Origin of the sequence: Rhodococcus sp. IC4_135, from assembly GCF_011602025.1 — a bacterium.
GTDB classification, from domain to species: Bacteria; Actinomycetota; Actinomycetes; order Mycobacteriales; family Mycobacteriaceae; genus Rhodococcus_F; species Rhodococcus_F baikonurensis.
Window position 1 is genome coordinate 1 of record NZ_JAAOLG010000004.1, and the last position, 14,759, is coordinate 14,759.

Below are 14,759 nucleotides of genomic sequence, written 5' to 3' on the forward strand. Positions count from 1 at the left end.
CACCGGGTTGATAGGCCAGAACTGGAAGTGCAGTAATGCATGCAGGTGACTGGTACTAATAGGCCGAGGACTTACCACAAAGAAGCTACGCGTCCACTGTGCGGTATCTGAAACAACACACAGATACTGATGAGAAACTCTGTTTTCTCCGTCATCCATCCACCCGGTAACGGGTTCGGGTTGGTGCACGGTGAAACCAGGTGATCAGAAGTTGGTTACTGTGACAGTTTCATAGAGTTACGGCGGTCATAGCGAAGGGGAAACGCCCGGTCCCATTCCGAACCCGGAAGCTAAGCCCTTCAGCGCCGATGGTACTGCACTCGACAGGGTGTGGGAGAGTAGGACACCGCCGAACACCCGTTAACCGAAAGGGGACCCAACATATTGGGTCCCCTTTCGTGCGTTGTATGAGAGGAATGACTGTGTCGGAGAATGGCGACGAGCGTCGGTCCTTCCGTGGGGGAGGAGCGCCTCGATCAGGTGGCCCCCGTCGTGACAACGACGGGCGTGGATCACGCGGCGCTGCAGGCGGAGACCGCCGCGGTGGTGCCGGAGACAACAACCGTGGCGGTGCTGGAAACAGTAACCGCGGCGGCGGATTCAACGGCGGACAACGTCGCGGCGGCGAGGGTGGGTTCACCCCTCGTGGGCGCGACGGCGACCGCAACCGTCAGCAAGCACGACCTGACGAACCGGATTTGCCCGACAACGTAGAGCCCACCGAGTTGGACCCGGCCGTTCGTCGGGATCTGCTCAGCCTCGACAAGGACAACGCCAACACCGTTGCGCGTCACCTCGTCATGGCAGGAAAGCTCGTCGACGAGGACCCGGAACTCGCACTGCTCCACGCTCGCGCTGCTCGTCAGCGCGCCGGCCGTATTGCCGTCGTTCGTGAAGCTGCTGGAATCACCGCGTACCACGCCGGTGAATGGGCTGAAGCTCTCTCTGAGCTTCGTGCTGCCCGTCGAATGGCTGGTGGACCGGGTCTGATCGCTGTCATGGCCGACTGTGAACGCGGTTTGGGCCGACCCGAACGCGCGATCGAACTCGGCCGCAGCGACGAGGCTGCCCTGCTTTCGGGCGACGAGGCTTCGGAGTTGAGGATCGTCGTCGCCGGCGCCCGCATGGATCTCGGTCAGTTCGATCAGGCAGTTGTCACGCTGCAGACCAAGGATCTGGACGCAGCGCGTACCGGTGAAGCCGCGGCTCGGCTGTTCTACGCCTACGCCGATGCCCTCGTTGCAGCCGGTCGTGTCGAAGACGGACTGAAGTGGTTCCTCAACGCTGCAGCTGCAGACCTCGAGGGTGACACGGATGCTGAAGAACGGGTGGCCGAGTTGACCGGAGAAGATCAGTGACCGTGCTTCGTACTCAGTACGACGTACTTTTGCTCGATCTCGACGGAACGCTGTACGCCGGAGCTCATGCGATTCCCGGCACACAGGTTGCTCTGGGGCAGGGCACGCAGGCTTTGTACTACGTGACCAACAATGCGAGTCGCTCGCCTTCGGCGGTGTCGGCGCATCTGACCGAACTCGGTTTCGATTCCGAAGATGATCGTGTCGTCACCAGTTCTCAGACGGCAGTGCGCCTGTTGGCGGAGCGTCTCGAACCCGGTGCAGCTGTTCTGGTCGTCGGTACCGACGCATTGGCCGACGAGGTGACCCGCGTCGGATTGCTTCCGGTTCGTGAGTTCGCGGATTCTCCGGTTGCTGTCGTTCAAGGACATTCGACGGAGACCGACTGGACGATCCTCGCCGAGGCGTGCTTGGCGATCAGGGCCGGCGCGCTGTGGGTGGCTGCGAACCTGGACACCACTCTGCCGTCGGAACGGGGTTTGGTTCTCGGAAACGGCTCGATGGTGGCAGCTCTACGCGCTGCGACCAAGCAGGAACCCTTGGTGGCAGGTAAGCCGGCTGCACCGCTGATGGAAGATGCGCTCGCTCGCAGCGGGTGTTCGCGTCCTCTGGTGGTCGGCGATCGTCTGGACACCGATATCGAAGGCGCACATGCTGTTTCGGTCGACTCGTTGTTGGTTCTCACCGGTGTGAGCACGCCGGGCGACGTACTGCGGGCTCCGATTGAGCAGCGTCCCACCTACATTGCAGCAACTCTGGATTCGCTCAATCAGCCGGCCGTCGAATCGCTGGTCGGTGCGGACTCCAAGTGGTCTGTCTCCGTGAACGGATCGGCGCTGGTTGTCGACGGCCCGGTTGTCGGTGACGAGATGTCCCTTCTACGCGCGGTTGCGCCTGTCGCATGGGCCAATCCGTCCTTCCAGACACTGAAAGCGTCGGACGCCGGCGTGGCGGATCTGTTTGCTTCCTGGCTCGTCTGATTTCTCGCAAATGTGTTCGACTCGCGGGGGTGCGGGTGTATGCGTAACCGAGAGTCATGCACTAGCGTTGTGCGCGATGAGCACGCCGACACCGCACCCCGGAAACTCGAGTAACGGATCGCCGTTGCCCGGGCCACGCCAGACCGTCGATCCGGAACGTATACGTTCTGACGTCGACGGTTTATTGGCGCGCCTCGGCGGCATCGAACACGATCCGAACGATCAGCACGGAGCAGGTGTGATTCCGCAGAAGGCACATATTTTGGAACAGGCACATGAGGTGCTCGTCCAGGCGCTCGCCTCTGTGGACAGGGCTTGACGTGGCACGTAGAGCACGGGTGGATGCCGAACTGGTCCGTCGCGGACTCGCACGGTCGCGAGATCATGCGCAAGAACTGATTTCCGCAGGCCGAGTTCTCATCTCGGGCGCAGTCGCGACCAAGCCTGCGACGGCGATCGAGGCAGGAACTCCACTTCGGGTAGTCGAGGTCGAGCAGGAAGTCTCGTGGGCATCGCGAGGGGCACACAAGCTGATCGGTGCCCTCGACGCTTTCGGGTCCGAAGGATTGACGGTCGAAGGACGCCGATGCCTTGACGCGGGCGCTTCCACCGGTGGGTTCACCGATGTTCTTCTGACGCGTGGTGCGAAGGAAGTTGTCGCCGTCGACGTCGGTTACGGCCAATTGGTGTGGCGCCTTCAGTCCGACGACCGCGTGCATGTCATCGACCGAACCAATGTTCGCGCTATCGATGCCGAGACGATCGGTGGAACAGTCGATCTGGTTGTCGCGGACCTGTCGTTCATTTCTCTCAAACTCGTACTCGGGGCCTTCGTCGCCTGTACTGCTGACGGTGCGGACCTGGTCCCGATGGTCAAGCCTCAGTTCGAGGTGGGCAAGGACCGCGTCGGTGCCGGTGGCGTCGTACGAGATCCGGAATTGCGAATCTCCGCTGTGCTCGACGTGTCGGAGGCTGCTGCAAAGGTAGGTCTGCGGACGTTAGGTGTGGTGGCCAGCCCATTGCCCGGTCCGTCGGGAAATGTCGAGTATTTCCTGTGGCTTCGAAAGACAGGTTCATCCGGCGATGAAGAGACGGATGCCGCTACCGACGATGTCCCCACGGTGGAGGACATGATTCGCAAGGCTGTAGAGGAAGGGCCCCAGTGAACGCGGTCACGAACGGCGAGTCGCGCGAGATCCTTCTTGTCGCACACCCGGGTCGACGTGACATCACGGAAACTGCCAAGCGGGTCGGGAAGATCTTCGAGCGCGCGGGAATCGGACTGCGCGTCCTCGTCGACGAAGCAGACAGCTCGCGCATCGAAGCAATGACGGAACCCGCGGGTTTCTCTGCGCCGGGTCTCGACGTCACCGTTGTTCATCCCGGCCCTGATGCCGCCGTCGGATGCGAGTTGGTACTGGTTCTCGGCGGCGACGGCACGTTCCTGCGCGCCGCCGAGCTCGCTCAAGAAGCGTCCATTCCGGTACTGGGCATCAACCTCGGGCGCATCGGATTTCTGGCAGAGACCGAAGCCGAGCATCTCGACGAGGCTCTCGCACAAGTAGTTCGCAAGGAATATCGCGTCGAGTCGCGTATGACACTCGACGTCGTGATTCGGGTGGACGACGAGATCATCGACCGCGGGTGGGCGCTCAACGAGGCCAGTATCGAGAATCGTTCGCGTCTGGGAGTTCTCGAAGTGGTCCTCGAAGTCGACGGCCGACCGGTGTCTGCCTTCGGTTGCGACGGTGTTCTCGTGTCCAGTCCTACAGGCTCGACCGCGTATGCATTTTCCGCAGGCGGCCCCGTCGTGTGGCCCGAACTCGAAGCGCTGCTCGTCGTACCCAGCAATGCGCATGCGCTGTTCGCGCGGCCGTTGGTCACCAGCCCGAATTCGATCATCGCGGTGGAGACCGTCGCCGGTAGCCATGACGGCCTGGTCTTCTGCGACGGCCGTCGAACGTTGGAACTGCCTGCCGGCGCTCGCGTCGAGATCGTTCGCGGCGCCACTCCCGTCAAGTGGGTCCGGTTGGACTCTGCGCCCTTCGCTGATCGGATGGTTCGCAAGTTCGAGCTTCCGGTTACCGGATGGCGAGGAAGGAAGCCTTAATCGTGCTCGCAGAGATCCGTATCGACAGTCTTGGTGTGATCTCCGAGGCCAGCGCCCAGTTTCACGAGGGCCTGACCGTCCTGACCGGTGAAACCGGCGCAGGTAAAACGATGGTCGTCACGAGCTTGCACCTCCTCAGTGGGGCGCGAGCGGATGCCGGTCGAGTGCGATTGGGTGCGTCGCGAGCCGTTGTCGAAGGACGATTCATCGCCGACGACGTCTCACCGGCCACCGAGCGTGAGATCGTCCGAATCCTGGAATCGTCGGGCGCCGAGCGGGACGAGGACGGGACCATCATCGCCGTCCGCACGGTCGGCAGCGACGGCCGCTCGCGCGCCCATCTCGGCGGCCGTAGCGTGCCGGCGGGAGTTCTCTCCGAATTCACTGATCCGCTGCTGACTGTCCACGGACAGAACGATCAGCTGCGGTTGCTTCGTCCCGACCAACAGCGCAACGCTCTGGACCGCTTCGGGGACAAGACAATCGGAACGCTGCTGACGAGGTACCGCAAACATCGTCGGGAGTGGCTTGACGCTCGTTCGGAGTTGATCGAGCGCACGTCGAAGGCTCGTGAACTGGCGCAGGAAGCAGACCAGTTGACCTTCGCGCTCAACGAAATCGACGGCGTGGCACCCGGGCCCGGCGAGGACACGGCGATCGTTGCCGAGGTGCGTCGGCTCAGCGAACTCGATTCTTTGCGCTCCGCGGCCGAAGAGGCGCACGCTGCCCTCGCCGGTAGTGACGACATGGCCAGCGGCGATGTGGGCGTCATGCCTGCGCTCGACCTGATGTCCGAAGCGAGGGCGCGGATCGAGTCGGTCACCGATGCCGATCTGGACGGTCTCGGTTCCCGGTTGGCCGACGCTATTGCCGTCGTCACCGACGTTGCCGGTGACCTGAACACCTACCTGTCCGGGCTTCCTGCCGATCCGGGGGCACTGGACTCGCTGTTGTCGCGGCAATCCGAACTGAAAACTCTGACGCGTAAGTACGCCGCCGATGTCGACGGTGTTCTCGAATGGGCGGATACCGCTCGCGCTCGTCTGTCCAAACTCGACGTGTCCTCGGATGCGTTGTCGCTGTTGTCCAAGCAGGTCGAGGAGACGGCTGGCCTAACGGCGGAAGCCGCCACAAAGCTGAGCGCCGCGCGAGTCAAGGCAGCGGCAAAGCTCGCCAAAGCGGTCAGCGCGGAACTTGCCGGTCTGGCGATGGGACGTGCGGGCCTCGAGGTGACTGTGCGTTCGCAGCCTGCCGGCCCGCAGGACTCGGCGCCGCTCAGTGTCGGGGGAGTAGACCTGCATGCGGGGTCTGCCGGCGTCGACGAGGTGGAATTTCGCCTGTCCGCGCACAGTGGGGCACCGTCACTTCCGATCAGCAAGAGCGCTTCCGGTGGCGAGTTGTCACGCGTCATGCTGGCGCTCGAAGTTGTTCTCGCTGGTAGCGACACCGGCGCGACGATGGTTTTCGACGAGGTGGACGCGGGGGTCGGTGGTCGCGCTGCTGTCGAGATCGGACGTCGATTGGCGAAACTTGCTCGCACGCATCAGGTTATCGTCGTCACCCACCTTCCGCAGGTTGCTGCGTTTGCCGACACCCACCTCGTGGTGGACAAGGTCGACGACAAAGGCGGAGTGGTGAGCAGTGGTGTGCGGACTCTGTCGGATTCGGATCGGGTGGTCGAATTGGCCCGTATGTTGGCAGGGCTGGACGACACCGAGACCGGTCGTGCGCACGCCGAAGAACTGCTCGAGATCGCGAATGCGGCCCGCGTCACAGATTGAAGGTTCTGTGGTGTTGGTGTGACTGATGTGGTAGTTGTCGGCGCGCCTCCACCGGTCAACGCGGTTTCAGGTTCATCATCGAAGCCATGAAGATGCCCGGATTGCTCTCACGTAACACCGAATCCTTGCCTGGGATCAGTGGCATCGCCAGGGCCGATCGGAACACGGCGAAGCTTCTGCGCCGTGTCGGTCCTGGAGACATCGTGATCCTCGACGAAGTCGACATCGATCGCCGGACCGCCGACGCTCTGGTGAAAGCCGGAGTCATGGCCGTGGTCAACGCGTCGCCGTCGATTTCCGGGCGCTACCCCAACCTCGGCCCGGAAGTGATCGTCGCCAACGACATCGTTCTGATCGATGCCGTCGACGGTGACGTCTTCAAGAACGTCAAGGACGGCAGCAAGATCCGCCTGCACGAGGGTGAGATCTTCAACGGCGAGAAGAGTCTCGTCAAGGGTGAAGAGCAGACCGAGGCCGAGATCTCCGACCGGATGATCGAGGCCAAGACCGGCCTGGTCGATCACCTGGAAGCGTTCTCGGGTAACACCATCGAGTTCATCCGCACCGAAAGCCCTTTGCTGATTGACGGAATCGGTGTTCCGGACATCGACATCGACTTGAAGGATCGCCATGTGGTGGTCGTCTCCGACGGCCCCGAACACGAGGCAGATCTGAAGAACCTCAAACCCTTCATCAAGGAGTATTCGCCGATCCTGATCGGTGTCGGCGCAGGTGCGGACGTATTGAGCAAGGCCGGATACCGCCCCGATCTGATCGTGGGCGACCCGGAGGAAATCACCAGTTCCACCCTCAAGTCCGGCGCGGAAGTTGTTCTGCCCGCCGACCAGGACGGACATGCGGCGGGCCTTTCGCGAATCCAGGATCTCGGTATCGGGGCGATGACGTTCCCGGCGACCTGCTCACCGACCGACCTTGCACTGCTGCTCGCCGATCACCACGGAGCCTCACTGATCGTTACGGTCGGCAACGTGGTGTCCCTGGACGAGTTCTTCGACCGCGGACGCCGTGAAAGCAATCCGTCGGCGTTCATGACACGGCTCAAGGTGGGACCGAAACTGGTCGACGCCAAAGCCGTCGCAACGCTGTATCGAAGTCGAGTGTCCGGCGGCGCGATCGCGCTCCTGGTGCTCGCCGCCCTGGTGGCAGTGATCGTCGCCCTGGTCGTGTCCAATGCCGGTAGTGAAGTTCTCGACTGGGCAATCGCAACGTGGAACAGCTTCGCGCTGTGGGTTCAGGGGCTCTTCAAGTGATTTCGATGCGTCAACATGCAATTTCCATAGCGGCAATCTTTCTGGCACTCGCGATCGGCGTGGTGCTCGGTTCGGGAATGCTGTCCAGTGGATTGCTGTCCGGTCTGCGTGACGACAAGGCGGACCTGCAGAACGAGATCGAAGACCTCAATCAACAGTCCAATCAGCTTCAGCAGCAACTCAATTCCGCGGACGGCTTCGATGCTGCCGTGGGTGGCCGCGTCGTGCGCGACAGTCTCGCTGGTCGCACGGTCGTCGTGATCACGGCACCGGACGCGGATCCCAGTGATCTCGACGGTGTCAACCGACTCGTCACTGCCGCCGGCGGCGCCGTGACCGGACGCGTCTCGCTCACCGATTCGTTTGTCGACGCCACGGGCGGCGACCGCTTGCGGACCGTCGTCACCAATGTCATCCCTGCGGGCATCACCCTCAAGACCGGTGCGGTCGATCAGGGAAGCCTTGCGGGCGATCTTCTCGGGTCGGTTCTGCTTCTCAACGGGCAGAACAGCGAACCGCAGAGCACTCCCGACGAGATGAATCTCGCGCTCGACTCGCTGCGCAGTGCCGGCTTCATCAGCTACGACGACGGAGCGGTCAAGCCGGCTCAGCTCGCTGTGGTTCTCACCGGCGACAACAAGAGCGAATCCGACGCAGCCACCGGTAACCGCGGCGCGGTCATCGCCCGGTTTGCAGGCGCTCTCGACGGACGCGGGGCAGGAACGATTCTCGCGGGCCGACCCGGCTCGGCGGAGGGTAGTGGTCCGGTTGCCGTCGCACGTGCGGATGCGGCGCTCTCAGCGGGATTGACGACCATCGACAACATCGATCGGGAGTCGGGCAAGATCACGACGCCGTTGGCGCTGCAGGAACAGCTGAACGGCGGCGCCGGCCGCTACGGCACGGGACCGGGAGCGGCGGCGGTTACCGTCGGCGCACCCACCAACTGACGCCCCGGTATTGATACGCCGGTCACATCGGGGGCGGAAAGTCGGCGCGTTGTAGGCACCGACCCCCGATAGGTGTTACCGTGAAATCCCGTGGGTCGGCAGGCCCCAGCATGCTTCATCAGACCAAGCCCTGCACAGTCGTCACGGGAGCCCCTTTGCCACAGTCACGCACTAACACGCGTACCGCCACCAAGCACATCTTCGTCAGCGGAGGTGTAGCTTCCTCGCTCGGCAAAGGATTGACCGCCTCGAGCCTGGGACAGTTGTTGACCGCGCGGGGAATGCGCGTGACCATGCAGAAGCTCGATCCCTATCTCAATGTGGATCCGGGCACCATGAACCCCTTCCAACACGGCGAGGTCTTCGTCACCGAAGACGGTGCCGAGACCGACCTCGACGTCGGACACTACGAGCGGTTCCTCGACCGTGATCTCTCCGGTCAGGCCAACGTCACCACCGGCCAGGTGTACTCGACGGTCATCGCCAAGGAACGCCGCGGCGAGTACCTCGGTGACACCGTTCAGGTCATCCCGCACATCACCGACGAGATCAAGCGTCGCATCCTCGAGATGAGCGGCCCGGATCTGCAGGGCCACCGCCCGGATGTCGTGATCACCGAAATCGGTGGAACCGTCGGCGACATCGAATCGCAGCCCTTCCTCGAAGCCGCTCGCCAGGTCCGCCACGACGTCGGCCGCGACAACGTCTTCTTCCTGCACGTCTCCCTCGTGCCGTACCTCGGCCCTTCCGGAGAACTCAAGACCAAGCCCACGCAGCACTCGGTTGCGTCGTTGCGCAGCATCGGCATTCAGCCCGACGCGCTGATCCTTCGTTGCGATCGTGACGTTCCGCAGGGCCTCAAGAACAAGATCGCGCTGATGTGCGACGTGGACGTCGACGCCTGCATCTCGACGCCCGATGCTCCCTCGATCTACGACATCCCGAAGGTTCTGCACCGTGAGGGCCTCGACGCTTACGTCGTTCGCCAGCTCGGTCTTCCGTTCCGCGACGTCGACTGGACCGTGTGGGGCAACCTCCTCGATCGTGTTCACCAGCCGCGTGAGACCGTGCGCGTCGCATTGGTCGGCAAGTACGTCGACTTGCCCGACGCATACCTCTCCGTCACCGAGGCTCTGCGCGCCGGTGGATTCGCGAACCGGTCCAAGGTCGAGATCTCCTGGGTCCCGTCGGACGCCTGTGAGACCGAAGCTGGAGCGCAGGCCGCTCTCGGTGACGTCGACGGTGTTCTGATCCCGGGCGGCTTCGGCATCCGCGGCATCGAAGGCAAGCTCGGCGCGATCCGTTTCGCACGTTCGCGCAAGCTACCGCTGCTGGGTCTGTGCCTGGGTCTGCAGTGCGTCGTCATCGAAGCTGCTCGTAGCGTCGGCCTCGACGATGCCAACTCGGCCGAGTTCGAGCCGGACACCAAGCATCCGGTCATCTCCACGATGGCTGATCAGGAAGACGTCATCGCCGGTGACGCCGACCTCGGTGGCACCATGCGTCTGGGTGCTTACCCGGCCGTGCTGACCAAGGGTTCCGTCGTCGCTCAGGCCTACGGAACCGAGGACGTTTCCGAGCGTCACCGTCACCGCTACGAGGTCAACAACACCTACCGCGATCGGATTGCCAAGTCCGGCTTGCAGTTCAGCGGAACCTCACCGGACGGCCATCTGGTCGAGTTCGTCGAGTACCCGCGTGAGCAGCATCCGTTCTTCGTTGCCACCCAGGCACACCCGGAGCTCAAGAGCCGCCCGACGCGCCCGCACCCGCTGTTCGCCGCCTTCGTCGAAGCAGCGTTGACGTACAAGCTCGAAGAGCGCCTGCCCGTCGACGTCCACGGTGACGAGAAGATCGACACCGCCGCCACCGAGACGGCGCTCGACGCTGCAGTCGAGAACGTGGAAAAGGTCTAGCCACAGATGAGCGATCCCGGTCGGCACGAATTCGACACCCTCGGCTCCAAGACGGTCTACACCGGCGCGATCATCGCGTTGCGTGTCGACACCGTTGCGATGCCTGGTGGTCAGCGTGCCGATCGGGAAGTCGTCGAGCATCACGGCGCCGTTGCCGTCGTGGCACTGGACGAGCACGACAACCTGGTGCTGATTCGCCAGTACCGTCACCCGCTCGGGCACCGGTTGTGGGAAATCCCCGCCGGTCTGCTCGACGCTGCGGGGGAGAGCCCGGTCGAGGCAGCAGCGCGTGAGCTGGGCGAAGAAACCGGACTCGGCGCCGATCGATGGTCGGTGCTGGTCGATGTAGCTCTCTCACCCGGGTTCACGGACGAGGCGGTTCGCGTCTTCCTCGCCGAGGGGTTGCACGAGGTGGAGCGCGACGATCCCGAACACGAAGAAGCCGATCTCGAGATTTCGCGAGTTCCGCTCGCCGACGCCGTCGACATGGCGCTGGGCGGCGACATCGTCAATGCCACCGCGGTATCGGGCATTCTCGCGATCGCTACCGCACGCTCGACGGGAAAGCCGCTACGCCCGGCCGACGCACCGTGGCCCGATCGTCCTCGCGTATTCGGAGAACGCAAGTCGCGAGCCTGAAGTGCTTGCCCGACAGGTGGACTCGTATCTCGACCATCTAGCGGTCGAGCGAGGATCTGCGCGCAACACTCTTCTTTCGTACCGCCGCGACCTGAATCGCTATGCGGACTATCTGAACGGACGCGGCATCGACGACGTCGCGGGCGTGACGGAGAACGACGTCACCGAATTCGTGACACATCTGCGCCTGGGTGACAAAGATGCCGGAGTCGTACCGTTGGCGGCCAGTTCGGCAGCGCGCACCCTGATCGCGGTCCGCGGATTCCACAAGTTCTCTGCCGCCGAGGGCCTGGTCGGTGTCGATGTGGCTCGGACGGTCAAGCCCCCGACGCCCGGACGCAAGTTGCCCAAGGCTCTGCCGCTCGACGACGTCATAGCCCTACTCGACGCTTCGGGTGGCGGTGCGGCCGGTGACGGGCCCCGCGACCTGAGGGATCGCGCTCTGCTCGAGCTTCTGTACTCGACCGGAGCACGCATCACCGAAGCGATCGATCTGGACGTCGACGACATCGACACCGAAACCCGTTCCGTGCTGCTCAAGGGCAAGGGCGGCAAGCAGCGGATCGTCCCCGTCGGCAGGCCGGCGATCGCCGCCGTCGACGCGTATCTCGTCCGTGGGCGCCCCAGCCTGGCGACGCGCGGTGTTCCTGCCCTGTTTCTCAACGCTCGCGGTGGACGACTCTCGCGTCAGAGTGCGTGGCAGATACTTCAGGATGCGGCCGCGTCGGCCGGAATCAAGGCGGACGTCTCACCCCATACGCTCAGGCACTCGTTTGCCACACACCTGCTCGACGGCGGCGCGGACGTACGTGTCGTGCAGGAACTCCTGGGTCACGCTTCGGTAACCACGACGCAGATCTACACGCTGGTCACCGTCACCGCGCTGCGCGAAGTGTGGGCTCAGGCACACCCGCGTGCCCGTTAGGGGTTGGTTGGCTCATGCGTGTCTGCGAGACCATTCGGTGATGTAAGCGGTAGCGTTCAAGGAGCGCGAGCGGCCTCCACCGCAGTTTCGGGGGTTTGCCGGCGCCGAGAGCAACCGCCGAAAGAGTAGGGGAGCATCGGACCGTGTCGACATCGCAGCCACCAGCGGCGGAGTCCGCGCCGCCGCATGTCAATGCCCAACTCTTCGAGCGCGTGAACGAATCAGCACCAGCTGTACCCTCCGAACCAGAGGCGATGTTCGAAATAGATACGACGCCAGTAGCCTCTCCACCTGCGGAAACACTTACCGTTTCTACGGAAGAACTCGGCCCGACGGGCCGGCCGGTCCGCGAGGTGCCTCAACCGACACCGTTGGCGCATCACGGACCAGCGATGATCATCGCGATGTGCAACCAGAAGGGTGGCGTCGGCAAGACGACGTCGACCATCAACCTGGGCGCGTCGTTGGCCGAATACGGTCGTCGAGTGCTCCTGGTGGATCTCGATCCCCAAGGCGCGTTGTCTGCCGGACTGGGCGTTCAGCATCACGACCTCGAACTGACCGTCCACAATCTCCTGGTCGAACCGCGTGTGTCCATCGACGACGTGCTGATGAGAACCCGAGTCGACGGCCTCGACCTGCTGCCCAGCAACATCGACCTTTCGGCCGCCGAGATCCAATTGGTCACCGAAGTCGGACGTGAGCAGACCTTGGGACGCGTGCTCCACCCGGTTCTCGATCGGTACGACTACGTGCTCATCGACTGCCAGCCGTCGCTGGGCTTGCTCACGGTGAATGCTCTGGCGTGCGCCGATTCGGTCATCATTCCGATGGAATGCGAGTACTTCAGCCTGCGCGGCCTGGCACTCCTCAACGACACTGTCGAAAAGGTGCACGATCGTCTCAATCCCAAGCTCGAGTTGGCCGGCATCGTCGTCACGATGTTCGACGCCCGGACCCTGCACGCACGGGAGGTGATGGCGCGCGTCGTGGAGGTCTTCGGCGACGTCGTCTACGACACGGTGATCAACCGTACCGTTCGGTTCCCCGAAACCAGCGTCGCCGGTGAGCCGATCACGACATGGGCGCCGAAGTCGGCTGGGGCCGAGGCATATCGAGCATTGGCCCGCGAGGTCATTCACCGGTCTGGTCGTTAGTGGAACTGATTGCATCGCAAGAAGATCCGGTCGAAGTCGCACCGGATTCGATCGACCCGAACGTGCCGACCGACGCTCAGACCGCAGCCAAAGCTGCCGGTTTCCGAGTCACTCTCCGGAACTTCGAAGGCCCGTTCGATCTGCTGTTGAACCTGATCAATCAACGGCAACTCGACGTCACCGAAGTTGCCCTGCACACGGTCACGGATGATTTCATCGCGTACACCAAGGAACTCGGCAGCGCGATGGGCCTCGATCAGACGACGGAATTCCTGGTCGTCGCTGCCACTCTTCTGGACCTGAAAGCCGCCAGGCTGTTGCCTGCCGGGCAGGTCGAGGACGCGGAGGATCTGGCACTTCTCGAAGCTCGCGATCTTCTCTTCGCGCGCCTGCTGCAGTACCGGGCGTACAAACAAGTTGCGGCGCTGTTCGGTGAGCTCGAGGAAGCGGCGCTGCGGCGCTATCCGCGTTCGGTGGCGGTCGAGGATCAGTTCACCGAACTTCTGCCGGAGGTGCTGTTGGGCGTCGATCCGCAGCGTTTTGCGGAGATAGCGGCGACGGTGTTCACGCCGCGTCCGGTGCCCACGGTGGGCCTCGATCACCTCCATGTGTCCAATATCTCGATACCCGAACAAGCCGAGCGAATTCTCGAGTTGCTGCGCGAGCGAGGCATAGGGGAGTGGACACCCTTCGGGGACCTCGTTGCCGAGTGTGAGATCACCGTCGAGATAGTCGCAAGATTTCTCGCGTTGCTCGAGTTGTATCGCCGGCAGGTCATTGTGTTCGAGCAACCCGAAGCACTCGGACCGCTGATGGTGAGTTGGACCGGAGACGACCCGGCCGCGCCGGTCACAGAGGAGGACTACGGATGAACGCCGAGCCGACGGAATCAGAGTCTTCGCAGCTAGACGAGATGATCGAGCCTACCGAACACGCCTCGGAGTCCGAAGATTCCGCCCCCGATTTCGAACTCGACGACGATCAGCTCGACGCAGTGCTGGAGTCGCTTCTGCTTGTCGTGGATTCGCCGGCCGAAGTGAACCAGCTCGCATCGGTCACCGGCACCGCACCGGAACGAGTCGAAGAACGCCTGACGTCGATGTCGGCCGCATTGACCGCTCGCGGCAGCGGAATGGACCTTCGCTACGCGGGCGACGGATGGCGTCTGTACACGCGACAAGAGTTTGCCCCGTACGTGGAAAAGCTGCTATTGGACGGCGCACGCACCAAATTGACCAGGGCGGCATTGGAAACTTTGGCCGTAGTCGCATACCGTCAACCGTTGACTCGTGCGCGGATCAGTGCGGTACGAGGCGTCAACGTGGACGGGGTGGTACGCACCCTCCTTGCCCGCGGACTGATCGCGGAAGCCGGGCCGGACCCGGACACCAACGCGACACGGTACTCCACGACCGAACTGTTCCTCGAACGGCTCGGGCTGGCCTCGCTGAGCGAGCTCCCGGAGTTGGCCCCGCTCTTGCCTGATGTCGATCTCATCGACGACATCAGCGAAAGCCTGGAATCCGATCCGCGATTTGCGAGAATGAACAAGGCCGACGTGCCCGCTGACGTAGTGGACACCGAAGTCGACGACTGACCGGACTTCCGTCGGTCGTCAGCACCGAGAAAGACCCGACCACGCTCGGGAAACAGTAGAAAACTGACAGGAAAA

The 14,759-nt window shown here is 63.1% G+C and carries 14 protein-coding genes and 2 rRNA genes; all 16 read left to right on the top strand.

All coding sequences use genetic code 11. The features are described from left to right. Positions 1–79: ribosomal RNA gene (locus tag G8767_RS10225) — 23S ribosomal RNA — on the top strand; the annotation flags it as partial. 159 nt (positions 80–238) lie between these two features. Continuing rightward, positions 239–355 (top strand): 5S ribosomal RNA (rrf, locus tag G8767_RS10230). Positions 356–416: 61 nt separating this feature from the next. After that, complete coding sequence (locus G8767_RS10235; RefSeq protein WP_073513327.1) at positions 417–1,358, top strand: hypothetical protein; 942 nt, start codon at positions 417–419, stop codon at positions 1,356–1,358. After that, the gene (locus G8767_RS10240) at positions 1,355–2,338 is read left to right on the top strand and encodes an HAD-IIA family hydrolase (protein ID WP_166810097.1); all 984 of its coding nucleotides are present in this window, start codon (positions 1,355–1,357) and stop codon (positions 2,336–2,338) included. Before G8767_RS10235 ends, G8767_RS10240 begins: the two co-directional genes overlap by 4 nt. A gap of 76 nt (positions 2,339–2,414) precedes the next feature. After that, positions 2,415–2,657, top strand: coding sequence for a hypothetical protein (locus G8767_RS10245; protein WP_095970021.1), 243 nt, complete (start codon positions 2,415–2,417; stop codon positions 2,655–2,657). Between the two features lies 1 nt (position 2,658). Then, the gene (locus tag G8767_RS10250) at positions 2,659–3,504 is read left to right on the top strand and encodes a TlyA family RNA methyltransferase (protein WP_166810098.1); all 846 of its coding nucleotides are present in this window, start codon (positions 2,659–2,661) and stop codon (positions 3,502–3,504) included. After that, a complete protein-coding gene (locus tag G8767_RS10255; RefSeq protein WP_166810099.1) occupies positions 3,501–4,448 on the top strand; it encodes an NAD kinase in 948 nt (315 codons plus the stop codon). The genes G8767_RS10250 and G8767_RS10255 overlap by 4 nt, the downstream gene beginning before the upstream one ends. A 2-nt stretch (positions 4,449–4,450) precedes the next feature. Continuing rightward, on the top strand, positions 4,451–6,229 hold the full coding sequence (gene recN, locus G8767_RS10260) for a DNA repair protein RecN (RefSeq protein ID WP_166810100.1): 1,779 nt from the start codon (positions 4,451–4,453) through the stop codon (positions 6,227–6,229). A gap of 86 nt (positions 6,230–6,315) precedes the next feature. Beyond that, positions 6,316–7,500 carry a putative cytokinetic ring protein SteA gene (gene steA / locus G8767_RS10265; RefSeq protein WP_007731902.1) on the top strand — a complete coding sequence of 395 codons (1,185 nt, stop codon included), beginning with the start codon at positions 6,316–6,318 and terminating at the stop codon, positions 7,498–7,500. Next, positions 7,497–8,450: a copper transporter gene (locus G8767_RS10270; RefSeq protein WP_019748590.1), complete on the top strand. Its 954-nt coding sequence runs from the start codon at positions 7,497–7,499 to the stop codon at positions 8,448–8,450. Before steA ends, G8767_RS10270 begins: the two co-directional genes overlap by 4 nt. A gap of 155 nt (positions 8,451–8,605) precedes the next feature. Beyond that, positions 8,606–10,366 (top strand): CTP synthase, encoded by a 1,761-nt coding sequence (locus G8767_RS10275; protein WP_003946139.1) that lies wholly within the window; start codon positions 8,606–8,608, stop codon positions 10,364–10,366. A gap of 6 nt (positions 10,367–10,372) precedes the next feature. Then, positions 10,373–11,005 (top strand): NUDIX hydrolase, encoded by a 633-nt coding sequence (locus G8767_RS10280; RefSeq protein ID WP_166810101.1) that lies wholly within the window; start codon positions 10,373–10,375, stop codon positions 11,003–11,005. A gap of 1 nt (position 11,006) precedes the next feature. Further along, on the top strand, positions 11,007–11,930 hold the full coding sequence (gene xerD, locus G8767_RS10285) for a site-specific tyrosine recombinase XerD (RefSeq protein ID WP_095970025.1): 924 nt from the start codon (positions 11,007–11,009) through the stop codon (positions 11,928–11,930). A gap of 143 nt (positions 11,931–12,073) precedes the next feature. Further along, entirely contained in the window at positions 12,074–13,087 is a 1,014-nt protein-coding gene (locus G8767_RS10290) for a ParA family protein (RefSeq protein WP_166810102.1), read from the top strand. Positions 13,088–13,137: 50 nt separating this feature from the next. Next, the gene (locus G8767_RS10295; protein WP_046379919.1) at positions 13,138–13,959 is read left to right on the top strand and encodes a segregation/condensation protein A; all 822 of its coding nucleotides are present in this window, start codon (positions 13,138–13,140) and stop codon (positions 13,957–13,959) included. A 41-nt stretch (positions 13,960–14,000) separates the two neighbouring features. Further along, positions 14,001–14,684 carry an SMC-Scp complex subunit ScpB gene (scpB, locus tag G8767_RS10300; RefSeq protein ID WP_037127047.1) on the top strand — a complete coding sequence of 228 codons (684 nt, stop codon included), beginning with the start codon at positions 14,001–14,003 and terminating at the stop codon, positions 14,682–14,684. Positions 14,685–14,759: the final 75 nt, after the last annotated feature.

Coding starts and splice junctions, on each gene's coding strand:
- steA (WP_007731902.1), top strand. CDS start 6,316: ATGAAGATGCCCGGATTGCTCTCACGTAACACCGAATCCTTGCCTGGG.
- G8767_RS10235 (WP_073513327.1), top strand. CDS start 417: ATGACTGTGTCGGAGAATGGCGACGAGCGTCGGTCCTTCCGTGGGGGA.
- scpB (WP_037127047.1), top strand. CDS start 14,001: ATGATCGAGCCTACCGAACACGCCTCGGAGTCCGAAGATTCCGCCCCC.
- G8767_RS10245 (WP_095970021.1), top strand. CDS start 2,415: ATGAGCACGCCGACACCGCACCCCGGAAACTCGAGTAACGGATCGCCG.
- G8767_RS10280 (WP_166810101.1), top strand. CDS start 10,373: ATGAGCGATCCCGGTCGGCACGAATTCGACACCCTCGGCTCCAAGACG.